Below are 21,911 nucleotides of genomic sequence, written 5' to 3'. Positions count from 1 at the left end.
TTCAGGGCCTCAAGCGGCGGGGCGGCCCTGTTCGGCACGCTGCTCCGCCTCTTCCAGCGCAACCGTGAGTTCCGAGAGAAATGCAGCCACCGGTATCGGCAGGCTGCGGCCCTTGTGCACGCACAGCGCCAGGCGCTGCGGCCTGGCGCGCGGGTCTTTCAGCGGCACATAGGAGCCGGCCCTGGGACGCCCGAACGGGTCTTCCAGCGGCGTGGTCGTGAACGTGAGGCACATGCCCTCTGCCGCCACGTTGCGCATGAGTTCGTAAGAGTTGGTCTCCAGCGCAATGCGCGGCCGGATCTTCGCCTTCGCGAGCATCTCGTCGTACTGCTGCTTGGCCCACAGCGACGAGTCGAGCGACGACAGGCTGTACTCGGCGCAATCCGAAAGCCGCAGCGACTTGTAGCCCTCGAGCGGATGCCCGGTGGGCACCAGCACATAGAGCGGCAGCAACCGCGTATAGACCATCGAAAGATCCTGGAACGCGATGTCCCCGAAGGTGAAGCAGGCGTCGAGGTCGTCTTCGAGCAGCATCTCCGCCAGCGTGGGACTGCCGCTGACCTTCACGCTGAACGAGATGCCCGGATAGCGCTTGGCAAAGCCGGAGAAGAACTGCGGCATGAAGTCGCGCGTCAACGATTCGGGCATGCCGAAATTGACGTGGCCCCGCTTGAGGCCCTGCAGCGCCTCGATCTCGGAATGCAGCCGCCCGGACTCCTTGACGACGTTCTTGTGATAGCGCATCAAGATCTCGCCGGCCGCCGTGAGCTTGACCTTGCCGCGCCCCTGGCGCCGCTCCAGCAAAGGTGCGCCCAGCGAGTCCTCGAGCATGGCGAGCTGCCTGCTGATGGCGGATGCCGCGACGTACAGGTTCTCGGAAGCCGCCCTGATCGAACCGGTGCGAACGACTTCGGCGAAGTACCGAAGCGAGGTCGTGGAGACAAGACTCAAGAAGAAACTCCGTGGGCTGGGCGCAAAGCGAAAGCGCCGCGGGGATTCTTGCACGCATCCCATCCGCATGGCGCGGCGAATGCGATGCAGGCGCCGTGCCTCAGCGACCGGTGAAGCGCGGCGCACGCTTGGCTACGAACGCCGCCACGCCCTCGCGCGCATCGGCGCTGCCGGCACGTTCGCGCAGCAGCTTCTGCTCCAGCGCCAGGTGCTCATCGAAAGGCCGGCCCGGCACACCGGCGCACAGGGTCTTGATGGCCGCGAACGATCCGCTCGCGCCATGGGCGAGCCGCGTGACGAGTGCTTCGGCGGCGGCTGCGAGTTCGGCATCCGCGTGGAGCGCATCGACGGCGCCCCACGCCAGGCAGCGCTGGCTGTCGATGGCATCGCTCAGCATCAGCAATTGCTGCGCACGCACGGGCCCCACGCGACGCGCGAGGAAGTACGAGGCGCCCGCATCCGGCGACAGCCCGATGGCCGCGTAGCCCGTGCGCAGCTTCATCGATTCGGCGGCGAGCACGAAGTCGCCGCACAGCGCGAGCCCCACGCCGGCGCCGCCCACCGCTCCGTTCACCGCCACGACCAGTGGTGCCGAGTTGTTCGACAGGCGCAGCAATGCCGGGTGCAGGCTGTCCAGCATCTCGCTCACCAGCTCGGGCAGCGCTTCGCCGGCCGCCACGAATTCATCGATGGCGCCGCCGGCGCAGAACACCCTGCCCTCGCCGGTCAGCAGGATGACGCGCGGCTTCTGCGCCAGCACTTCGTCGATGGCCCGTACCAGCGCGCGCCCGTTCACCAAGCCAAGGGAATTCGCGCGCTCGGGCCGCTTCAGCACGATGCGGCCGATGCCCTCCTCCACGCCCCAGGCAATACCTTCGCTGATGTTCATGCTCAGACCCCCGTGAGCCCGCCGGTGCACATCAGCGTCTGCCCGCTCACGTAGTCGGATTCGGGCGCGCACAGCAGGTACACCGCGCCTGCGGCTTCTTCGGGCGTGCCGCCGCGTCCCAACGGAATGGACTGCTCCATCATCGCCAGCAGCCCCGGGTTGATGCCCACCTTGATCTCGCGGCCCTCGATGTTCGCAGTGGTGGCTTCGGCGGTGCTCGCGGTCAGCCGCGTCTGGATGAAGCCGAAGGCCACGCAGTTTACGGTGACGTTCATGCGGCCCCACTCCTTGGCCAGCGTCTGCGTCATGCCGACGATGCCGGCCTTGGCCGCCGAATAGTTGGCCTGCCCCGCGTTGCCGAACAGCCCCGCCACCGACGAGATGTTGACCACCTTGCGCACAACGCGCTGGCCCGCCTCGGTCTCGGACTTCGACAGCGCGCGGATCACCGGCTGCGCTGCGCGCAGGATGCGGAACGGTGCCGTGAGGTGCACGTCGATCATGGCGTACCACTGCTCATCGGTCATCTTCTGCACCACGCTGTCCCAGGTGTAACCGGCGTTGTTGACGATGATGTCGAGGCCCTTGAATTCGTTCACCGCCGTGCCGACGAAGCGCTCGGCAAAGTCCGGTGCGGCCACGCTGCCGACGCAGGCCACCGCTTCTCCGCCGGCAGCACGGATGGCCTGTACGGTCTCTTCAGCCGGCTCGGCATCGAGGTCGTTGACGACGATGTGCGCACCTTCGGATGCCAGCTTGAGCGCGATGGCCCGGCCGATGCCGCGACCCGAACCTGTGATGAGGGCGACCTTGCCGCCGAGCTTGAGTGTCATGTCTCTGGTCTTTCTTCGGTTGATCTCAGCGCAGCGCGACGAGCGCCTCGCCCGCGATGCGCGTCTGCCCATACTGGTTGGCGCTGAGCACCTCGACGCGCACGCAGCGCTCGCCGTTGTGCTCGAGCTTCTCGACCACGCGCCCGCTGCACCGCACCGCATGCCCCAGGTGCGTGATGCCCTGGAAGCGCACGTCGAAACGGCGCAGTTGCGATTGCGGCGCCCACTGCGTGATCAGCCGGCCGAGCCAGGCCATTCCCAGCATGCCCTGCGCGAACACGTCGGGCATGCCGGCCTTGCGCGCGAAATCGGTGTCGATGTGAATGGGGTTGTGGTCCCCCGAGGCGCCGGCGAACAGCGCGAGCGTGGTGCGGTTCACAGGCGGCAGCTGCAGCGAAGGCAACTCGTCGCCGATGTTCACGGCGTCGTAGGTCAGGGCATTCATCGGTGCGGGTTCCTTCAATGACGGCAGACGATCACCGTGCGCAACTCGGCCACCAGTTCGTCGCGCTGGTTGGTGGCGCGCGATGTCTTGATGACGAATTCGAGCGCACCGTTCTTCTTGTCGTAGATGTCGGTGATGGTGGAGCGCACCGTCACCGTGTCGCCCACGCAGGCCGGCCGGTGGTAGCTGAAGCCCTGCTCGCCGTGCAGCAGCTTCGACAGCGGAATCTGCAGGTCGGCCAGCAACCGGTCGGACGCACCCGAGTCAAGCTCGGCCGCGAACAGGAAGGTCGGCGGCGCGGGCAGGTCGGAGTAGCCGGCATCGCGCGCGGCGGCGGCATCGGTGTAGACGGGGTCGGTCTCGCCGATGGCCTTGGCGAAGAATTGCAGGCGGCTGCGCTCGATGGGCAGCACCGAAGGCGGCAGCTCGTGGCCGATCCATTTCTTGTCGATCATCGAGTGGCCTTTCTCAGACGCGCTCGTAGAGCGTCACCACGCAGGCGCCGCCCAGCCCGAGGTTGTGCTGCAGCGCCATCCGCGCACCCTCGACCTGCCTCTTGTCGGCAGTGCCCCGAAGCTGCTGGACCAGCTCCGTGCATTGCGCCAGCCCCGTGGCCCCGAGCGGATGCCCCTTCGACAGCAGCCCGCCCGATGGATTGGTCACCACCTTGCCGCCATAAGTGTTGTCGCCATCGACCACGAACTTCTCGGCACCGCCCACCGGGCACAGGCCCAGCGCCTCGTAGCTGATGAGTTCGTTGTGCGCGAAGCAGTCGTGCAGCTCGACCACGTCGACATCCTGCGGGCCGACGCCGGCCGCGTCGTACACCTTCTGCGCGGCCTCCTGCGCCATGCTGAAGCCGACCACCTCGCGCATGTCGCGGCTCTCGAAGGTGATGGGCCGGTCGGTGGTCATGGCCTGCGCCTTGATACGCACGCTGCGGTCCAACCCGTGGCGTTCGGCAAAGCGGGCCGAGCACACGATGGCCGCGGCTGCGCCGCAGGTGGGCGGGCAGGCCATCAGCCGCGTCATCACGCCGGGCCACATGACGGGCGCGGCCATCACCTCGTCTTCGGTGACGACGGTGCGGAACAGCGCCACCGGGTTGTTCGACGCGTGGCGGCTGGCCTTGGCGCGGATCTTCGCGAAGGTCGACATCTGCGTGCCGAACTGCTGCATGTGCGCGAGCCCTGCACCGCCGAAGTAGCGCAGCGCGAGCGGCACCTGCTCGTTGCCGACCAGCTCGTCGGTGATGCTTTCGAAATGGTCGAAGGGGCTGGGCCGGTCGTTGAACACCGCGCCGAGCGCGCCGGGGCTCATGTGCTCGAAGCCGAGCGCCAGCACGCAGTCGGCGGCGCCGCTGGCCACAGCCTGGCGCGCGAGGAACAGCGCGGTCGAGCCGGTAGAGCAGTTGTTGTTGACGTTGACGACCGGAATGCCCGTCATGCCCACTTCATACAGCGCGCGCTGCCCGGCGGTGGAGTCGCCGTACACGTAGCCTACGTAGGCCTGCTGCACCAGCTCGTAGCCGATGCCGGCGTCTTTCAGCGCCGCATTCGTGGCATGGGCGGCCATCTGCGGATAGGGCTGGTTCGCGCCCGGCTTGGTGAACGGGATCATGCCGACCCCGACGACATAGACGTCTTGACTCATGAGAGGCTCCTTGGAGGTTCGAATAAGAAAACAGACAGGCTCAGGCTACGCCTCGCTGGCGGTCTTGCCAAAAGGGTTCGCGCAGCTTTGTCTTCAGCACCTTGCCGGCGCCCGACAGCGGCAGCGCGTCGAGAATGGCCACGCTGCGCGGGCACTTGTAGTTGGCAATCAACGTCTTGCAGTGCGCGATCAGCTCCTCGGGCTTGATTGCCTGCCCCGGCTTGAGCACCAGCGCGGCATGCACGGCCTCGCCCCACTCCTCGCTCGGGATGCCGATGACGGCGCAGGCTGCCACCGCGGGGTGCTGGTTGATGGCGTTCTCTACCTCGGCCGAATAGACGTTCTCGCCGCCGCTGATGATCATGTCCTTCAGCCGGTCGACCACGAAGATGAAGCCGTCGTCGTCCATGTAGGCGCCGTCGCCGGTGTGCATCCAGCCGTCGCGCAGCGCGGCGGCCGTCTGCTCGGGCTTGTTCCAGTAGCCCTGCATCACGTTGGGGCCGCGCACGGCCACTTCGCCGACGGTGCCGCGCGGCACCTCCCTGTCGTCGGCATCGACGATGCGCACTTCCATGCACACGGCGGCACGGCCCGCCGAGCGCAGCTTGCCGTGCTTGCGGCCTTCGGCCGTGTGGAAGTACGCGGGGTTGAGCGTGGCGATGGGCGACAGCTCGGTCATGCCGTAGGCCTGCACGAACCCGACACCCGGAAAGGCCTCCATCGCGCGGTTCAGCACGGCTTCGGAGATTGGCGAGGCACCGTAGGTGATGTTCTTCAGGCTGCTCAGGTCGCGCGGCTCCCGCATGGCGGGGTGGTCCACCAGCATCTGGATCATGGTGGGCACCAGCAGCAGGCTGGTGACGTGGTCGCGCTCGATGGCGTTGAGCACGCCCTCGGGCGTGAACATCGGAATGATCGCGTGCGTGTTGCCCGCAAACCAGTGCGGCGTGGCCAGGCCCATGTCGGCCAGGTGGAACATCGGCGCGGCATGCAGGTAGCAGCCGCCGGCCGGGGCCAGCCCTTCTGCCTGCGCCGCGAGCGCCGAGCTGCAGATGTTGGTGTGGCTCAGCATCACGCCCTTGGGGAAACCGGTGGTACCGCCGGTGTAGAAGATGCCGGCCAGGTCTTCGCCGCGGCGCACGGCATCAAGCACCGGCTGGGCGGCGTCGATCAGGCCTTCGTAGCTGTGCATGCCGGGCGGCACCGGGCCGTCGCCGCAGTAGACGACTTCGCGCAGGCTCTTCGACTGGCCACGCATCTGCTCGACCACCGGCCGGAAGGTCTCGTCGACCAGCAGGATGCTGGAGCCCGAGTCTTCCAGCGAGTAAAGAATCTCGGCAGCCGACCAGCGGATGTTGCAGGGGTTGAGCACCCCGCCGCCCCAGGGCACGGCCATCTGGTATTCGAGATAGCGGTCGGAGTTGAGCGACAGCATGGCAACGCGGTCGCCCGCCTGCATGCCCAGTCGCTGCAGCGCACCGGCCAGGCGTGCGACCCGTTCGGCAAAGTCGCGAAAGCTCCGTGCACGGCCGGCAAAGCGCACGGCGATGGCATCGGGGCACTGCTGCACGGCCCGGTGAAGGCCCTGGGTGAGGTACATGGGTTTGTCTCCGTCTCGTTCTTGTGTAGCCGCATGGTAGAAATCCGGCGGCTGCCCGGCGATTGCACTTCGCTTCGATCGCATGGCAGAAAACGTCAATCGACAGGACTCATGCTGCAACCGCCCGTCACCATTCCGATCGCCTTCGTCCACGGCATGCTGTCGGGCATTCGTGCGCGCGGCGGCGAAGCGCCGATCGATATCGACATGGCACTGGAAGACGCGGGCATCGCCGCCGCCCTGCTCGACGAGACCGGCGCGCGCATCACGGCCGAGCAGTACGTGGCGCTGTTCGCACTGCTGATGGACCGGATGGACGACGAGGCACTGGGCTTTCTCACCCGGCGCCTGCGCCGCGGCAGCTTTGCGCTGATGACGCGCTCCACGCTGGGCGCGCGCACCTTCGAGGTGGCGCTGCGCCGCGTGGCCCACACCTTCAGCCTGCTGCAGGACGACCTGTCGCTGGTGCTGCTGCACGAAGGCCCGCTTGCGGGCTTCGGCGTGAGGCTGAACATCCAGCCCGCCACGCACCAGAACTTTCTGCACGAGCTGATGCTGCGGGTGTACTGGCGGCTCTTCGCATGGCTGCACGGCGGCCGGCTGGTGGCGCGCCGCTTCGACTTCGGCTTCGAGCTGCCGCCCTATGCGGACGGCTACGCCAAGGTGTTCCCGGGGCCGCTGCAGTTCGGCCAGCCGCTGTCGGCCGTGTGGTTCGACGCCAGCGCGCTCGACACGCCGGTGCACCGCGACGCACAGGAGATGCAGGTTTTTCTGGCGGCCGCGCCGGCCAACGTGATCCTGCCGCGGCTGGCCGAGCAGGCGGTGAGTGCGCGCGTGCGTGCGGTGCTGCAGCAGCACCGCCCGGCATGGGCCGACCTCGCGACAACGGCGAACGTGCTGCACATGTCGGTCAGCACGCTGCAGCGGCACCTGGCGACCGAGGGCACCTCGTTCCAGGCGCTGAAAGACCAGTTGCGGCGCGACCTCGCCATCGTGCGGCTCAACACCAGCACCGTGCCGCTCGCGGTGCTGGCGGAGGAGCTGGGCTTTGCCGACAGCGCGGCGTTCCAGCGGGCCTTCAAGGCATGGACGGGAGGCGCGCCGGGGTCGTACCGGCGGCGCGCGCCAGCGGATTGAGTTTTCAGGACTTTCCGAAATTACAGCCATCCGCGCGACAATCCGGCGCATGGCAACTTCCTCCGATCTCCCTCCCCTCAACCGCCAGTTCGTCGCCCATTTCGGCGAGATGGGCAGCAAGTGGGGCATCAACCGTACCGTCGGGCAGATCTACGCGCTGATCTTTTTGTCGGAGCGCGCGCTCAACGCCGACGAGATCGCCGAGCTGCTCGAGTTCTCGCGCTCGAACGTCAGCATGGGCCTGAAGGAGCTGCAGGCCTGGCGGCTGGTGCACCTGCGGCATCACCCGGGTGACCGACGCGAATACTTCGAGGCGCCTTCGGACGTGTGGGAAATCTTTCGCGTGCTGGCCGAGGAGCGCCGCCGCCGCGAGATCGAGCCCACGCTCTCGATGCTGCGCAACGCCCTGCTCGAATCGCCCACGAGCGACGCCGAGCGCCACGCGCAGGAGCGCATGCGCGAAATGCACGACCTGATCGACCGGCTGATGAAGTGGTTCGACGACGTGCAGCGGCTCGCGCCCGAGACCGCCATGAAGCTCATGGGCATGGGCGCGACCGTGACGAAGGTGCTGACGCTCAAGGACCGCATCACCGGCGGCGCAGCGTCGAAGAAGAAGGCCGCCGAATAGGCCTGGAGCCTCTAGAGCCGCTCCTGCCCCGCCGGCGGCTCGGGCGTTCCGAGCTTGGCCTTGCGCACGGCCTCGTCGTCCATGAGTTCGTACCACATCGCATTGAGTACGGCGAAAGCGGCTGCAAGCGGCAGGCCGAGGATCCAGGCGAAGTACCACATCTTTTTTCTCCTCTGTTCGTTCAGTAGGCGTGGCCGCTCTCATCGCGGATGGCCTGCTCGTCGACCTTGCCCCACAGCACGTGATAGACCCAGCTGGTGTAGGCCGCGATCAGCGGAATGAAGAAGGCCGTGACCACCAGCATGATGAACAGCGTGAGGTGGCTCGACGACGAGTCCCACACCGTGAGGCTGGCGCGCGGATCGATCGACGACGGCAGGATGAACGGGAACATCGACGCTCCCACGCTGAGGATGATGCCGGCGATGCCGAGCGCCGCGGTCAGCAGCGCGAGCACCGGGCGGCGCAACGCGAGCCCGAGCAAAGCACCCAGTGCGCCGACGAAGCCGGCCGCCGGTGCGGCGAGCGTCCACGAGTGCGCCGCGTAGTTGACGGTCCACGCGCCGGCATGCAGTTCGACCGTCTTCAGCATCGGGTTCGATGGCCCCACCGCATCGACCACGCTGCTGATGCGGTAGCCGCCGATGCTCGTTGCCAGCAGCACACCGGCCAGCGCGTACAGCGCGATGGTGAGCACGGCGGCAACCATGCCGTAGGTGCGTGCACGCTCGGCCACCGGCCCGGCAGTCTTCAGCAGCAGCCATGCCGCGCCGTGCATCACGAGCATTGCCACCGACACCAGCCCGCACAGGATCGCGAACGGATTCAGCAGGCCGAAGAAACTGCCGTCGTAGAAGATGTGCATGTCGGCACTGAAGCGGAACGGCACGCCCTGCAGCACGTTGCCCACGGCCACGCCGCAGATCAGCGCGGGCACGAAGCCGCTGAAGAACAGCACCCAGTCCCAGCGCGCGCGCCACTGCGGCGACTCGCGCTTGCTGCGGAACTTGAAGGCCACGGGCCGCAGGATCAGCGCCGTGAGAATCACGAACATCGCAAGGTAGAAGCCCGAGAAAGACACGGCGTACAACTGCGGCCACGCCGCGAAGATCGCGCCGCCGCCGAGGATCAGCCACACCTGGTTGCCTTCCCACACCGGGCCCACGCTGTTGATGACGACGCGGCGTTCGATGTCGTTGCGCGCGGCAAAGGGCAGCAGCATGCCGCTGCCCAGGTCGAAGCCGTCGGTCACGGCGAAGCCCACCAGCAGCACGCCGATCAGCAGCCACCAGATGATGCGCAGGGTGTCGTAGTCGAGGAGTGTGTGGAGGATCATGCTGCGCTCCCGGTGGAAGGAGAAGGAATGGCCGCGCCTGCGTGGGCCGGCGGAATGTGCGAGAGCGTGTCGCCCTCGTCCGGCGCATGCTCGGCTTCAGGCCCCTTTCGGATGGCCTTGAGCATCAGCTTCATCTCGATGATGAGCAGCGTGGTGTAGATCGCGATGAAGCCAGCGAGCGTGAGCAGCAGCGTCTTCACGCCGAGGTTCGACACAGCTACAGCCGTCGGCAGCACGCCTTCGATCACCCACGGCTGGCGGCCGAACTCAGCAACCAGCCAGCCCGACTCGATGGCGATCCACGGCAGCGGGATCGCGAACACGGCGAGCTTCAGCAGCCAGCGGTAGCTGTCGAGCTTGCGGCGCGCGGAGAGCACGAAGAAGGTGCCCGTCAGCAGGATCAGCAGCATGCCGATGCCCACCATCACGCGGAACAGCCAGAACAGCGGCGCCACCTGCGGCACGGTGTCCCATGCGGCCTTGGTGATCTGCTCGTCCGTCGCTGTGCGCGGATCGTCCACGTAGCGCTTGAGCAGCAGCGCGTAGCCCATGTTGATGCCGTTGTCCTCGAAGTCCCCGCGCACGCCCTGCGTCACCTTGCCGGTGCCGCCTGCCTCGCGGATCTTCTGCAGTGCGTCGTACGCCTTGAGGCCTTCTCGGATGCGGGCTTCAGCGCGCTTCACGAGCTCGTCGATGCCGGGCATCACTGTGTTGAGCGAGCGCGTGCCGATCAGGCCCATCACCGCGGGGATGTGGATGGCGTAGTGCGTCTCGCGCGCCTCCTGGTCGGGGAAGCCGATGACGGTGAAGGCGGCAGGCGCGGGTTGCGTTTCCCACATGGCTTCGATGGCGGCCAGCTTCATCTTCTGGTGCTCGCCCGAGAGATAGCCGCTCTCGTCGCCGAGCACGGCCACCGACAGCGCGGCGGCCAGGCCGAACGAGGCCGCGACCGTCATCGAGCGCTTGGCCAGTTCGAGATGACGGCCCTTGAGCACATACCAGGCCGACACGCCCAGCACGAACACGGCGGCGCACACGTACCCCGCCGACACGGTGTGCACGAACTTGGCCTGCGCCACCGGGTTGGTCAGCACCGCGAAGAAGTCGGTCACTTCCATGCGCATGGTCTGCGGGTTGAAGGCCGCGCCCACGGGGTTCTGCATCCAGCCGTTGGCAATGAGGATCCACAGCGCCGAGAAGTTGGAGCCGATGGCCACGGCCCATGTCGAGATCAGGTGGCCCACCTTGGAGAGCTTGTCCCAGCCGAAGAAGAACAGCCCGACGAAGGTGGCCTCCATGAAGAAGGCCATCAGCCCCTCGATGGCCAGCGGCGCGCCGAAGATGTCGCCGACGTAGTGGCTGTAGTAGCTCCAGTTCATGCCGAACTGGAACTCCATCACGATGCCGGTGGCCACGCCCATCGCGAAGTTGATGCCGAACAGCACGCCCCAGAATTTCGTCATGTCGCGCCAGATCACGCGGCCGGTCATCACGTAGACCGTCTCCATGATGGCGAGGATGATCGAAAGCCCGAGCGTCAGCGGCACGAACAGGAAGTGGTACAGCGCCGTGACGGCGAACTGCAGGCGCGATAGCGCGACGATGTCGAGGTCCATGGGGGTTCTTCCTTTTGGGTTGCCTGTTTTTTCTTTGTAAGTGTTCAGTCGGGGCGCAGGCTGCGCAGTGCGGCGTCGAAGGCTTCAGTGCCGCGCCGCAGGTCGGCGACGATGCGGCCCTGGCGCATGCACACGAGGCGGTCGGCGAGCGCGGCTTCGCGGCGCAGGTGAGTGGCGATCAGCAAGGTGCGTGGGCCTGCGTGTCGGGCGAGGCGTTGCAGCACGTCGTGTGCGGTGGCGGCGTCGAGCGCTTCGGTGGGTTCGTCGAGCAGCCAGAGGGGCACCGGGCGCAGCAGCAGGCGGGCCAGCGCAAGGCGGCGCGACTGGCCGCCGGAGAGGCCCAGGCCGCCTTCGCCGAGCCGGGTGTCGAGGCCCGTGGCCAGTGCGCGCACCTCGTCTTTGAGGCCTGCTGCGTGCAGTACGGCATGCAGTTGGGCGTCGGTGGCGTTGGGCGCGGCGAGGCGGAGGTTGTCGCGCAGGCTGTCCTGGAAGAGTTCGGTGCGTTGGGTCAGAAGGCATGCGGGCTGTGCGCTCTTGCTGCCGGACTGCGGCGTGATTTCGCCTGCGATGGCGGCGAGCAGCGTCGACTTGCCTGCGCCGCTCGCGCCGATCAATGCGACGCGCTCGCCTGCGTTCAGGGTCAAGGTCACGTCGCTCAGGACGGGTGTGCGGCTGCCATCGTGGACCACGGTGACGCGCTGCAGTTGCAATGCGAGCGTCGCATCGGGTTTGTTCGACGTTGACGTTGAGACGGACTCCTCGCTCATGCGAGGTGCAAGTCGCCGCACCGCCAGCCACGTGCGGCCCGCATCGAGCGCACCGCGGCGCAAGGCCGCGAAGGGCTCGGTGGCAGTGAGCGCCACCAGCAGCGCCAGTGCCGCCGCCGGCGGGCTGATGACGCCCTCGCCCACCAGCAGGCCGACGGCAAGCAGCACGCCGACGAGGGTCAGGGTGCCCGCGCTGCCATAGGCGAAGCCGGCCGCCGCTTCGAGCTTGTTCAATGCCAGGTCGGCCTTTGCGAGATGCATGTCGGCGTTCATCAACGCCTGGCGCTGCGCGCCGATGCGGCCGGCCATCACCAGATCGGTCTGCCCTGCCACCAGATCGACTGCGCGTGCGCGCAGCGCCTCGATGGCATGCGCCCGCTGCACGGCCGGCCGGCGTGCTCGCCTTACGACGACGAACGCGATGCCCCAGCCGACGGTCACGAGCCAGAGCATCAGCGCGAGGCCCATGGCGACATGCATGAAGCCGAGCACCACGCCGGCCAGCAATGCCGCGCCGAGCGCTGCGGCGGCTGGCACGAGCAGGCGAAGGTAGAGCGATTCCAGCGCGTCGATGTCCGCCGTCAAACGAAACAGCAGGCGGGCCGGGCGCATCAGCAACTCGCGCGCCGCCTCGGCCTTTGCCCAGCCGCGGAACAGGCGAACGCGCAGCGCTGCGAGCACGGCGAAGGTCGCGTCGTGCGTCACAAGCCGCTCGCCATAGCGCGATGCCGTACGACCGAGTGCCAGCAGGCGAATTCCGGCGGAGGGCATGAACACGTCGAAGGTGAAGGCGGTGGCCGCGTGCAGGCCGGCCAATGCGGTCGCGGTGATGAACCAGCCCGAGAGGCCGAGTAGCGCCATCCCCGCGAGCACGGTGACTGCGGCGAGCAGGCAGCCGAGCAGAAGAGGACGTGGCTGCGCGGCAAGGAAGGGGCGCAGGACCAGGCGCAGATCGCGCCAATTCGTGGCGTGGATTGGCGTCGCCTTCATGCGGCCTTCTCCAGCGCTTCTGCGCCGAGGTTCACCGCGCGGTCCATGCGAGCCGCCAGCACCGGGTCGTGCGTGGCGACGACGAGGGTCTTGCCGCGCGCCAGTGCCACCAGAGCGTCGGCGACGCGCTCAGCGGTTTCGGTGTCGAGGTGCGCTGTCGGTTCGTCTATCAGCAGCAGGTCGGCGTGCGGGTGCACCGCGACGCGCGCGAGGGCAAGTCGCACGGCTTCTCCACCAGACAGGCCATGGCCACCCTCGCCTAGCGTCACACCGGGATGCGCCTGCGTCACGGCTTCGAGCGATGCGAAGCGCATGGCTTCGGCGACCTGTGGGGTGTCCACGCCCATGCGCCCCAATGCGACGTTGGTTTCGACCGAGCCGGCGAAGACGTGCGGCGCCTGGCCCATCCACGCCATGCGCTGGCGCAGCGCCGCCACGGTGTGGTCCGTGAGCGCCACGCCGCCGATCGAGATCTCGCCGCGCGTGGCGGGCACGAGGCCTGCGAGTATTGAGAGCAATGCAGTCTTGCCAGAGCCGCTGGGGCCCATCAGCGCAATGTGTTCACCTGCCGCGATGCGAAGCTCGTAGCCTTCGAAGACCTCTTGCTGCTCGCCGGGCCAGGAGAAATGCAGGTTGTGGATGGCGATGGTCGGCGCGCCGCCTGGCACGCCCGTCGCGGCGCGCGTCAGCGAGGCGTTCGCACCAGGCAGCGGCAGGTCGTTGCGCTGCAAGCGGTCGAGTGCCTCCAGCGCCGCTTCACCTGCAGCCCGGTCATGCCAGACCGCCGACAGCTCTCGCAGGGGCTCGAAGAACGCCGGCGCCAGCAACAGTACGAACAGCCCCTCGCCCAGGCTCAGCGTCCGGCCCCAAGCGCCGAAGCCGAGCGAGCCCAGCAGGTGAAAGCCGACGTACGCGGCCACCATCGCCACGCCCAGCGCCGAGAAAAGCTCCAGCACGGCTGACGAGAGAAACGCGATGCGCAGCACCGCCATCGTCCGTCGGCGCAGGGATTGCGCTGCATCGCCCAGCCGCTGCGCCGTGGTCTCCACCGCATCTAGCGCACGCAGTGTCGCCAGCCCGCGAAGCCGGTCGAGCAGGAAGGCGTTCATGCCGCCCATCTCCACCATCTGCGCTTCGCTCGCAGCCTTGGCGCGCCAGCCGACGATGGCCATGAAGACCGGAATGAGCGGCGCCGCGAACAGCAGCACCAGCGCGGCCACCCATGAAAAGGCGGCCACCGCGCACAGGATGAAGATCGGCACCACCGTCGCGCGCCAGCGCGCGGGCTGGTAGCGCACGAGGTACGGCACCAGAGCCTCGGCCTGCTCGGCGAGCACGCTGGCGGCGAGCCCGGAAGGCGCGCGGCTGCGGTCCAGCGGCGAGCTGCCGGCCAGCGCCGTGGCCGTTTGCTCGCGCAGCGCCGTGAGTTGTGCACGTGCACGAGTAAAGGTCCGGCGAGCGCCCCAGGCCTCGCAACCCGCCCGCAGCAGCCCAAGCAGCAGGATCGCGCCGGCGGGCCAGATCACGGCAGCGAAACCGCGCCCGGAAGCCAGTCCCTGCACCGCCATCGCCAGCAGCGCCGCCTGCGGCAGCCAGAACAGCGCCGCGGCACCCTGCACCACCCCGCCGACGTCAGGCGACGCGAAAGCCCGCAGCGGCGATCGGGATGGCGAGTGCTTGGTCATTCCTTGGTTTCGTGTATTTTCAGTAATTACTGAAATCTCCACAATCATACCGAAGATGCGAGCGACTGACGAGCCCGCAGACTGCACGCTCCGGCGCTCGAGCGCAACCGGGTTCAGGAAGATTCGGCCAGTGCGCCTGCGCGGGCGCCCCTGTCCTTAATGAGAAACGACTAGCCCGGTAACCAGCAGCGCAGCAAAAAGCGTGAACACCGCGCGCCACGAGGCCGGGCGCGCTTCCACCCAGCGGTACAGCAGCGCCGCCGCAGCTACCGACAGGCCGAAGGTCGCCACGAGGCCGACCGCGTCGAACCACGCACCGTGCGGCCCGGAATTCGCAACCGCCGCATTCATGGCAAGCAGCACCGGGAAGTGGATCAGGAACAGCGAGTACGACATACGCCCCAGCCGCAACAAAGGCAGGGCCACGGCAGGCCAGTGCTTAGGCGACAGCCAGTTGCGGCGCTGCGCAATGGCAATCAGCAGTGCCGTGAACAGCGCCGTGGCGATACGGCTGCGCCAGTCGATAGCCAGTGCGCCCGCCCCCACCAGCGCAAGCAATGCGATCGCGCTCTGCCAGGTGCTTGACCGTGTCGCGCGCCCGATCCAGAACACCAGCATGCCCACACCGTAGGTGCCGAAGAAATAGAAGGCTGTGTCGTCCAGCCCGGCATTGCGATTGAAGAGCGCGAGCGAAGCCACAGCCAGCCCGAGCACCAGCGCCACGGGCATCCAGCGCGCCTGTGCGCTCAGCGGCGGCGAGCCGCTGGAGCGCTGCAGCATCGTGGGCAGGCCCACCAGTGCCAGCGCCAGCGCGAACAGCTGGAAGTCGATGGCCACGTACCAGACGCCCGTCGACAGCGACTCGTAGCCCAACAAGTCCTGCAGCAGCAATCCATGGGCGACCAGTTGCCCGAAGGTCGGCGACGCAGGCACAACCTCTTCATCGAGCCACGGCCGCACCACCGCCGCGACCAGCACGCACACAGTGAGCGCGGCGAGGTACGGCATGACCAGCCGCCCATAGCGCTGCAGGATGCGCGTCACCGGCCGCTCCACGCGCAGCATGCCGTCGGGCGCGAGGCTGGCGGCTGCAAGAAAGCCGGCGATGACGAGAAACACCTGCACCGCCAGCCGGCCTTCGTTGGCCAGCCACGAGAAGAAATCAGGCGCGAGCGCGTACGCGCCTGCCGGCATCGGGCCATAGCGCGAGAGATGATGTCCAACGATCACCGCACAGGCGATGCCCTTCGCCGCGTCGAGCAGCGGCATGCGCCCCAGCGATGACGGCGGCGCGCCGGCAGCAGGCGCGGCGCCGTTCGCAGTGGCAGTCAAAGCGCGAGCCGTTGCCTTGCTTCCTGGTATTCGCGCTTGAGCTTTTCGATGAAGGCCGCGGCGCTGGCCACTTCGGTCACGGCGCCAATGCCCTGGCCCGAGCCCCAGATGTCCTTCCAGGCCTTGGCCTTGCTGCCTTCGCCGCCGCCGAAGTTCATGGTCTTCACGTCGCCCTCGGGCAGGTTGGCCGGGTCCATGCCGGCCTTGACGATGCTGGGCGCGAGATAGTTGCCGTGCACGCCCGTGAAGAGGCTCGAATAGACGATGTCGTCCGAACTACCGTCGACGATGGCCTGCTTGTAATCGTCGCTCGCGCGCGCTTCCTCGGTCGCGATGAAGGCCGTGCCGATGTAGGCAAAGTCGGCGCCCATGGCCTGCGCGGCAAGCACCGCACCGCCGGTGGCAATGGAGCCCGACAGCGCGATGGGGCCGTCGAACCACTGGCGAATCTCCTGCACCAGCGCGAACGGGCTCTTCACGCCCGCGTGGCCGCCAGCGCCGGCCGCCACGGCGATGATGCCGTCGGCGCCCTTCTCGATCGCCTTCTGCGCGAACTTGTTGTTGATGATGTCGTGCAGCGTCACGCCGCCGTAGCTGTGCACCGCGTCGTTCACGTCGGTGCGCGCGCCCAGCGAGGTGATGACGATCGGCACCTTGTACTTCACGACCATCTCCATGTCGTGCTCGAGCCGGTCATTGCTCTTGTGCACGATCTGGTTGATGGCGAACGGGGCGGCAGGCTTGTCGGGATTGGCCTTGTTGTAGGCCGCGAGCTCTTCGGTGATCTCGATCAACCACTCTTCGAGCTGCGCCGCGGGGCGCGCGTTGAGCGCCGGCATCGAGCCGACCACGCCCGCCTTGCATTGCGCAATCACGAGCTTCGGGTTGCTGATGATGAACAGCGGCGAGCCGATGATCGGCAGCGGCAGGTTCGCGAGTACGGGGGGCAGCTTGGACATGTCGTCTCCGGAGATGGGTTCGGTTTTATAAGAGAGAGAAGCCGCCATCGCCCGTCAGATGGGCGACAGCGGCGGTGCGTCAGAAGGCGTCGAGCGCCATCGCCGTGACGCTCTCGGCGCCGTCGACGATGCTGTCGCGGATGCCCGGCACCTTGTTGAGGATGTGCTCGGCATAGAAGCGCGCGGTGGCAATCTTCGCCAGCATGAAGTCGGTGTCGAAGCTGCGCGAAGCGAGGTCCTGCGCAATGATCAGCGAACGCGCGAGCTGCCAGCCTGCCACGAGGTTGCCCGCGAGCATCAGGTAGGGCACGCTGCCGGCGAACACCGCATTGGGCGACGCCTTGGTCTGGCCGGCCACGAAATCGACCACGTCGATGAACGCAAGGCGCGCGGCCTTCAGGCGCTTGAGCACGGCAGCCGCCGCGGGGCTGTCGCTCTTGGCGAGTTCGGCTTCGGTCTTCTCGATCTGCGCGGCAATCGCCTTTGCGGTCTGGCCACCGTCGCGTGCGGTCTTGCGGCCCACGAGGTCGTTGGCCTGGATGGCGGTGGTGCCTTCGTAGATCGTCAGGATCTTGGCGTCGCGGTAGTACTGCGCCGCGCCGGTCTCCTCGATGAAGCCCATGCCGCCGTGCACCTGCACCCCGAGCGATGCCACTTCGAGGCTCATCTCTGTGCTGTAGCCCTTGACCAGCGGCACCATGAATTCGTAGAAGGCCTGGTTCTGCTTGCGCGCGTCCGCGTCGGGATGATGGTGCGCTGCGTCGTAGGCGGCAGCGGCCACGCTGGCCATCGCGCGGCAGCCTTCGGTGTAGGCGCGCATCGTCATCAGCATGCGCTTGACGTCGGGGTGATGAATGATGGGCGCGCTGGCATTGATGGAGCCATCGACCGGGCGGCTCTGCACGCGGTCTTTTGCGTAGGCCACGGCGTGCTGGTAGGCGCGCTCCGCAATCGCAATGCCCTGCATGCCCACCGCATAGCGGGCCGAGTTCATCATGATGAACATGTATTCGAGGCCGCGATTCTCCTGGCCGACGATGTAGCCCACTGCGCCGCCGTGGTCGCCGTACTGCAGCACGGCAGTGGGCGAGGCCTTGATGCCCATCTTGTGCTCGATGCTCACGCAGTGCACGTCGTTGCGTTCGCCCAGCGAGCCGTCCTTGCCGACGAGGAACTTCGGCACCACGAACAGGCTGATGCCCTTCACGCCCTCGGGCGCACCGGTCACGCGGGCCAGCACGAGGTGCACGATGTTCTCGGCCATGTCGTGCTCACCATAGGTGATGAAGATCTTGGTGCCGAACACCTTGTAGGTGCCATCGGGCTGCGGCTCGGCGCGGCTGCGCACCATGGCGAGGTCGCTGCCGGCCTGCGGCTCGGTGAGGTTCATCGTGCCGGTCCACTGGCCGCTCACAAGCTTTTCGAGGTACACCGCCTTGAGCTCGTCGGAGCCGGCCGTGAGCAGCGCCTCGATGGCGCCGTCGCTCAGCAGCGGGCACAGCGCGAAGCTCATGTTGGCCGAATTGAGCATCTCGCCGCAAGCCGCGCCAATGGTCTTGGGCAGGCCCTGGCCGCCGAAGTCCGCCGGATGCTGCAGGCCCTGCCAACCGCCTGACACGTACTGCGCGAAAGCTTCCTTGAAGCCCGGCGTGGTGGTGACCGCGCCGTCCTTGAACGACGAGGGGTTGCGGTCGCCCGCCACGTTCAGCGGCGCGACCACGTCCTGGTTGAAGCGCGCGCATTCCTCGAGGACGGCCTGCGCGGTTTCGAGGCCGGCGTCTTCGAAGCCCGGCAGCTTCGCGATCTCGCCTATGTTGGCCAGGTGCTCGATGTCGAACAGCATGTCCTTGATGGGGGCGGTGTAGCTCATGTCTTGTCTCCAGATACAGCGGATACGAAAAGGGCATCGCGAACGATGCCCTCTGGCTCAGTGCAGCAATGCGATCAGAGCGCCTTCACCAGTTCCGGCACGGCCGTGAACAGGTCGGCCACGAGGCCGTAGTCGGCCACCGAGAAGATCGGGGCTTCTTCGTCCTTGTTGATCGCCACGATCACCTTGGAGTCCTTCATGCCGGCCAAGTGCTGGATCGCGCCGGAGATGCCTGCTGCGATGTACAGCTGCGGGGCGACGATCTTGCCGGTCTGGCCCACTTGCCAGTCGTTGGGGGCGTAGCCTGCGTCGACGGCTGCGCGGCTGGCGCCAAGGCCTGCGTTCAGCTTGTCGGCCAGAGGGGCCATCACTTCGGTGAACTTCTCGGCGCTGCCCAAGGCACGGCCACCCGAGACGATGATCTTGGCTGCGGTCAGCTCGGGGCGTTCGCTCTTGGTGACTTCACGGCCCACGAAGCTGCTCTTGCCGCTGTCTGCGACGCCTTCGGCCGTTTCGACGGCTGCGCTGCCACCCGTGGCTGCTGCGGCATCGAAGCCGGTCGTACGCACGGTGATCACCTTGGTCGCGTCACTGCTCTGCACGGTGGCAATGGCGTTGCCAGCATAGATCGGGCGCTCGAAGGTGTCGGGGCTGTCGACCTTGGTGATGTCGCTGATCTGGGCCACATCGAGCTTGGCAGCCACGCGAGGCGCGACGTTCTTGCCGTTGGCGGTCGAGGGGAACAGGATGTGGCTGTAGTTGCCGGCGATGGCCAGCACTTGAGCGGCGACGTTCTCGGCGAGGTTTTCCGCAAGGCTGGGGCTGTCGGCCACGATGACCTTGGAGACTCCAGCGATCTGGGCGGCGGCCTTGCCGGCTTCGGCTGCATTGGCACCGGCCACCAGCACATGGACATCGCCGCCGCAGGCGAGTGCAGCAGTCACGGTGTTGAGGGTCGCGGGCTTGACGGTCGCGTGGTCGTGTTCGGCAATAACAAGTGCGGTCATGTTCAGATCACCTTCGCTTCGTTCTTCAGTTTGTCCACCAGCGTTGCAACGTCAGGCACCTTGATGCCGGCGCCGCGCTTCGGGGGCTCAGCCACCTTCAGGGTCTTCAGGCGCGGCTTGACGTCGACGCCCAGGTCTTCAGGCTTGAAGACGTCGAGCTGCTTCTTCTTGGCCTTCATGATGTTGGGCAGCGTGACGTAGCGCGGCTCGTTCAGGCGCAGGTCGGTGGTGATGACGGCCGGCAGGCTCAGGGAGATGGTTTCCAGGCCGCCGTCGACTTCGCGGGTGACGGTGGCTTTGTCGCCAGCGACTTCGACCTTGGAGGCGAAGGTGGCTTGGGGCAGGTCAGCAAGAGCCGCCAGCATCTGGCCGGTCTGGTTGGCGTCGTCGTCGATGGCTTGCTTGCCAAGGATGATGAGCGACGGTTGTTCCTTGTCCACCAGCGCCTTGAGCAGCTTGGCCACGGCCAGGGGCTGCAGTTCTTCGGTGGTTTCCACGAGGATGCCGCGGTCGGCGCCGATGGCCATGGCGGTGCGCAGGGTTTCCTGGCATTTGGCATCACCGCACGAGACGGCGATGACTTCGGTGACCACGCCCTTTTCCTTCAGCCGCACGGCCTCTTCAACGGCGATCTCGTCGAAGGGGTTCATGCTCATCTTGACGTTGGCAATGTCCACTCCGGTGCCGTCGCTCTTGACGCGCACTTTCACGTTGTAGTCGACGACCCGTTTGACAGGTACAAGAACCTTCATTGACTTGACTCCATTGGATTGCAAAAAGGGGGCTTCGAGGGCAGCCGGTCATTCTAGGACGCGACCTTTGCGGCCTCTCCGTTCTTCTCATCGGCGCAGGCGCCAAGAAAAAAGAACGATCGTGCTTTTCCGTGATTATAAAACAGCGTTGGGTGCCTGGGCGAGTCCATCCGGTAAAGACTCCACACGCACCACCCGCTGCGGATAGGGAATGTCGATGCCCGCGCCGCGCAGCCCGTCGAGGATGGCGATGTTGATGGCCGAGCGCAGGTTGTCCTTGCCCTTGTCGGGGTCGGCCACCCAGAAGTTCAGCGTGAACTCCAGGCCGTCGGGCGCGAAGTTCATGAGGAAGGCCACGGGCTCCGGGTCGCTCATCACGCGCGGCTGGGCCTTGGCCGCATCGCACAGGATGGTCTGCACCTGCGCCACGTTGCTCTCGTAGCCGACCACGATGGTGGTCGTGATGTTGAACTTGCGGTCGGCCAGCGACAGGTTTTCCACCCGGCTGGTGATGAGCGATTCGTTCGGCACGATGGCCTCGCGTCCGTTGCCCGCGCGAATGAGGGTGTAGCGGGTCTTGATGTCCGTGATGCGGCCCTCGAAGGTGTCGACCTTCACGTTGTCGCCGATGCGGATCGAGCGTTCGAGCAGGATCACGAAGCCGCTCACGTAATTGGCCGCCAGCTTCTGCAGCCCGAAGCCAAGGCCCACGCCGAGCGCGCCACCCAGCACGGACAGCGCCGTCAGGTCCACCCCCACCGCCGACAACGCGAACAGCAGGCCGACCAGCAGCAGGAAGGCGCGCACCGCGTTCGAAGCCACCTTGCGCATCGACAGGTCGGTGACGGCCTCGCGCAGGATGCGTTTTTCGATGGTGCTGGAGATCCACAGCGAGATCACCAGCACCAGCCCCGCCGACAGCACGCCCTGGAAGATCGTCTGCAGGCTCACGCGCGTCTTGCCGAAGGCCAGCGTGATCTGGTCGAGTTCGGCCAGCACCGGCGGCAGCAGTCCGACGATCCAGAGCACCGCCGCGATCCAGGCCAGCCAGGAGACTGTGCGCTCGATCAGCCGCACGACGTTGGACGCCGGGAACACCGCCCGCAGCACCCGCGCAAACAGCCGGATGACCGCCAGCGACAGGAACACTGGCACCGCGATGCGCAGCACCAGCACGGTCTGGAAATCGATCACCACGCGCCGGGCGAGATCGGTGAGCACCAGCGCCAGCAGCGGGAACAGCAGTCCGTCGAAGGTGCTTTCGCCGAACCAGATCGAGTCCTTGGGCTGGTCGCGGCCGAACCATTTGCTCACGGCCCAGGCCAGCGCCACGCAGGCCACCAGCGCAACCAATTCGACGCCGATGCCGCGCGCATCGACCTGGGCGAGGCGTTGGGTGAAATCGTTGAAATTCATCTATTGAAAGAAAACGGAAGCGTGGGCGCCATTCGCGCCGGC

General features: G+C 66.9%; 20 protein-coding genes. 2 read left to right on the top strand and 18 right to left on the bottom strand.

Annotated elements, in window-relative coordinates; all coding sequences use genetic code 11:
* Window positions 1-9: 9 nt before the first annotated feature.
* The 7 genes from BMW87_RS27295 to BMW87_RS27265 all read right to left on the bottom strand — a co-directional run bounded on the left by BMW87_RS27295 (window position 10) and on the right by BMW87_RS27265 (window position 6,371).
* Window positions 10-951 (bottom strand): LysR family transcriptional regulator, encoded by a 942-nt coding sequence (locus BMW87_RS27295; protein ID WP_176928711.1) that lies wholly within the window; start codon window positions 949-951, stop codon window positions 10-12.
* A gap of 100 nt (window positions 952-1,051) precedes the next feature.
* Window positions 1,052-1,840, bottom strand: a complete 789-nt coding sequence (locus tag BMW87_RS27290; RefSeq protein WP_093080214.1) for an enoyl-CoA hydratase-related protein — start codon at window positions 1,838-1,840, stop codon at window positions 1,052-1,054.
* Window positions 1,841-1,842: 2 nt separating this feature from the next.
* Complete coding sequence (locus BMW87_RS27285) at window positions 1,843-2,673, bottom strand: SDR family NAD(P)-dependent oxidoreductase (protein WP_093080212.1); 831 nt, start codon at window positions 2,671-2,673, stop codon at window positions 1,843-1,845.
* A gap of 25 nt (window positions 2,674-2,698) precedes the next feature.
* The gene (locus BMW87_RS27280; RefSeq protein WP_093080210.1) at window positions 2,699-3,118 is read right to left on the bottom strand and encodes a MaoC family dehydratase; all 420 of its coding nucleotides are present in this window, start codon (window positions 3,116-3,118) and stop codon (window positions 2,699-2,701) included.
* 14 nt (window positions 3,119-3,132) lie between these two features.
* Complete coding sequence (locus BMW87_RS27275) at window positions 3,133-3,573, bottom strand: MaoC family dehydratase N-terminal domain-containing protein (protein ID WP_093080207.1); 441 nt, start codon at window positions 3,571-3,573, stop codon at window positions 3,133-3,135.
* 13 nt (window positions 3,574-3,586) lie between these two features.
* Window positions 3,587-4,771 carry a lipid-transfer protein gene (locus BMW87_RS27270; protein WP_093080204.1) on the bottom strand — a complete coding sequence of 395 codons (1,185 nt, stop codon included), beginning with the start codon at window positions 4,769-4,771 and terminating at the stop codon, window positions 3,587-3,589.
* Between the two features lie 40 nt (window positions 4,772-4,811).
* Complete coding sequence (locus tag BMW87_RS27265; RefSeq protein ID WP_093080202.1) at window positions 4,812-6,371, bottom strand: long-chain-fatty-acid--CoA ligase; 1,560 nt, start codon at window positions 6,369-6,371, stop codon at window positions 4,812-4,814.
* Window positions 6,372-6,482: 111 nt separating this feature from the next.
* Here BMW87_RS27265 and BMW87_RS27260 point away from each other — a divergent pair, with 111 nt between their 5' ends.
* Complete coding sequence (locus tag BMW87_RS27260) at window positions 6,483-7,508, top strand: AraC family transcriptional regulator (protein ID WP_093080199.1); 1,026 nt, start codon at window positions 6,483-6,485, stop codon at window positions 7,506-7,508.
* A gap of 49 nt (window positions 7,509-7,557) precedes the next feature.
* A complete protein-coding gene (locus BMW87_RS27255) occupies window positions 7,558-8,139 on the top strand; it encodes a GbsR/MarR family transcriptional regulator (RefSeq protein ID WP_093050701.1) in 582 nt (193 codons plus the stop codon).
* Between the two features lie 11 nt (window positions 8,140-8,150).
* On the opposite strand, the gene cydX is transcribed toward BMW87_RS27255, so the two are convergent.
* From cydX to BMW87_RS27200, 11 genes are all read right to left on the bottom strand, one after another.
* Entirely contained in the window at window positions 8,151-8,300 is a 150-nt protein-coding gene (gene cydX, locus BMW87_RS27250; RefSeq protein ID WP_093050704.1) for a cytochrome bd-I oxidase subunit CydX, read from the bottom strand.
* A gap of 20 nt (window positions 8,301-8,320) precedes the next feature.
* On the bottom strand, window positions 8,321-9,475 hold the full coding sequence (cydB, locus tag BMW87_RS27245; protein WP_093080197.1) for a cytochrome d ubiquinol oxidase subunit II: 1,155 nt from the start codon (window positions 9,473-9,475) through the stop codon (window positions 8,321-8,323).
* On the bottom strand, window positions 9,472-11,091 hold the full coding sequence (locus BMW87_RS27240) for a cytochrome ubiquinol oxidase subunit I (protein WP_093050710.1): 1,620 nt from the start codon (window positions 11,089-11,091) through the stop codon (window positions 9,472-9,474). The genes cydB and BMW87_RS27240 overlap by 4 nt, the downstream gene beginning before the upstream one ends.
* Before the next feature lie 44 nt (window positions 11,092-11,135).
* Window positions 11,136-12,848: a thiol reductant ABC exporter subunit CydC gene (gene cydC, locus BMW87_RS27235; RefSeq protein WP_093080194.1), complete on the bottom strand. Its 1,713-nt coding sequence runs from the start codon at window positions 12,846-12,848 to the stop codon at window positions 11,136-11,138.
* Window positions 12,845-14,533, bottom strand: coding sequence for a thiol reductant ABC exporter subunit CydD (cydD, locus tag BMW87_RS27230; protein WP_093080192.1), 1,689 nt, complete (start codon window positions 14,531-14,533; stop codon window positions 12,845-12,847). Before cydD ends, cydC begins: the two co-directional genes overlap by 4 nt.
* Before the next feature lie 156 nt (window positions 14,534-14,689).
* A complete protein-coding gene (locus BMW87_RS27225) occupies window positions 14,690-15,802 on the bottom strand; it encodes an acyltransferase family protein (protein WP_093080249.1) in 1,113 nt (370 codons plus the stop codon).
* A gap of 59 nt (window positions 15,803-15,861) precedes the next feature.
* Window positions 15,862-16,824, bottom strand: coding sequence for an NAD(P)H-dependent flavin oxidoreductase (locus BMW87_RS27220; protein ID WP_093050722.1), 963 nt, complete (start codon window positions 16,822-16,824; stop codon window positions 15,862-15,864).
* A gap of 79 nt (window positions 16,825-16,903) precedes the next feature.
* The gene (locus BMW87_RS27215) at window positions 16,904-18,694 is read right to left on the bottom strand and encodes an acyl-CoA dehydrogenase (RefSeq protein WP_093080189.1); all 1,791 of its coding nucleotides are present in this window, start codon (window positions 18,692-18,694) and stop codon (window positions 16,904-16,906) included.
* Window positions 18,695-18,768: 74 nt separating this feature from the next.
* Window positions 18,769-19,701 carry an electron transfer flavoprotein subunit alpha/FixB family protein gene (locus BMW87_RS27210; RefSeq protein ID WP_093080186.1) on the bottom strand — a complete coding sequence of 311 codons (933 nt, stop codon included), beginning with the start codon at window positions 19,699-19,701 and terminating at the stop codon, window positions 18,769-18,771.
* A 2-nt stretch (window positions 19,702-19,703) separates the two neighbouring features.
* Entirely contained in the window at window positions 19,704-20,453 is a 750-nt protein-coding gene (locus tag BMW87_RS27205; protein ID WP_093080184.1) for an electron transfer flavoprotein subunit beta/FixA family protein, read from the bottom strand.
* Window positions 20,454-20,588: 135 nt separating this feature from the next.
* The gene (locus BMW87_RS27200; RefSeq protein ID WP_093080181.1) at window positions 20,589-21,869 is read right to left on the bottom strand and encodes a mechanosensitive ion channel family protein; all 1,281 of its coding nucleotides are present in this window, start codon (window positions 21,867-21,869) and stop codon (window positions 20,589-20,591) included.
* Window positions 21,870-21,911: the final 42 nt, after the last annotated feature.

Origin of the sequence: Variovorax sp. OV084, assembly GCF_900111625.1 — a bacterium.
Taxonomy (GTDB): Bacteria; Pseudomonadota; Gammaproteobacteria; order Burkholderiales; family Burkholderiaceae_C; genus Variovorax.
This window is presented reverse-complemented; position numbering and strand designations above follow the sequence as displayed.

What these genes read in the sequence shown, in the direction of transcription:
- BMW87_RS27290 (WP_093080214.1), bottom strand. Translation starts at nt 1,840, where the DNA reads ATGAACATCAGCGAAGGTATTGCCTGGGGCGTGGAGGAGGGCATCGGC.
- BMW87_RS27285 (WP_093080212.1), bottom strand. Translation starts at nt 2,673, where the DNA reads ATGACACTCAAGCTCGGCGGCAAGGTCGCCCTCATCACAGGTTCGGGT.
- BMW87_RS27280 (WP_093080210.1), bottom strand. Translation starts at nt 3,118, where the DNA reads ATGAATGCCCTGACCTACGACGCCGTGAACATCGGCGACGAGTTGCCT.
- BMW87_RS27275 (WP_093080207.1), bottom strand. Translation starts at nt 3,573, where the DNA reads ATGATCGACAAGAAATGGATCGGCCACGAGCTGCCGCCTTCGGTGCTG.
- BMW87_RS27270 (WP_093080204.1), bottom strand. Translation starts at nt 4,771, where the DNA reads ATGAGTCAAGACGTCTATGTCGTCGGGGTCGGCATGATCCCGTTCACC.
- BMW87_RS27265 (WP_093080202.1), bottom strand. Translation starts at nt 6,371, where the DNA reads ATGTACCTCACCCAGGGCCTTCACCGGGCCGTGCAGCAGTGCCCCGAT.
- BMW87_RS27260 (WP_093080199.1), top strand. Translation starts at nt 6,483, where the DNA reads ATGCTGCAACCGCCCGTCACCATTCCGATCGCCTTCGTCCACGGCATG.
- BMW87_RS27255 (WP_093050701.1), top strand. Translation starts at nt 7,558, where the DNA reads ATGGCAACTTCCTCCGATCTCCCTCCCCTCAACCGCCAGTTCGTCGCC.
- cydX (WP_093050704.1), bottom strand. Translation starts at nt 8,300, where the DNA reads ATGTGGTACTTCGCCTGGATCCTCGGCCTGCCGCTTGCAGCCGCTTTC.
- cydB (WP_093080197.1), bottom strand. Translation starts at nt 9,475, where the DNA reads ATGATCCTCCACACACTCCTCGACTACGACACCCTGCGCATCATCTGG.
- BMW87_RS27240 (WP_093050710.1), bottom strand. Translation starts at nt 11,091, where the DNA reads ATGGACCTCGACATCGTCGCGCTATCGCGCCTGCAGTTCGCCGTCACG.
- cydC (WP_093080194.1), bottom strand. Translation starts at nt 12,848, where the DNA reads ATGAAGGCGACGCCAATCCACGCCACGAATTGGCGCGATCTGCGCCTG.
- cydD (WP_093080192.1), bottom strand. Translation starts at nt 14,533, where the DNA reads ATGACCAAGCACTCGCCATCCCGATCGCCGCTGCGGGCTTTCGCGTCG.
- BMW87_RS27225 (WP_093080249.1), bottom strand. Translation starts at nt 15,802, where the DNA reads ATGCCGCTGCTCGACGCGGCGAAGGGCATCGCCTGTGCGGTGATCGTT.
- BMW87_RS27220 (WP_093050722.1), bottom strand. Translation starts at nt 16,824, where the DNA reads ATGTCCAAGCTGCCCCCCGTACTCGCGAACCTGCCGCTGCCGATCATC.
- BMW87_RS27215 (WP_093080189.1), bottom strand. Translation starts at nt 18,694, where the DNA reads ATGAGCTACACCGCCCCCATCAAGGACATGCTGTTCGACATCGAGCAC.
- BMW87_RS27210 (WP_093080186.1), bottom strand. Translation starts at nt 19,701, where the DNA reads ATGACCGCACTTGTTATTGCCGAACACGACCACGCGACCGTCAAGCCC.
- BMW87_RS27205 (WP_093080184.1), bottom strand. Translation starts at nt 20,453, where the DNA reads ATGAAGGTTCTTGTACCTGTCAAACGGGTCGTCGACTACAACGTGAAA.
- BMW87_RS27200 (WP_093080181.1), bottom strand. Translation starts at nt 21,869, where the DNA reads ATGAATTTCAACGATTTCACCCAACGCCTCGCCCAGGTCGATGCGCGC.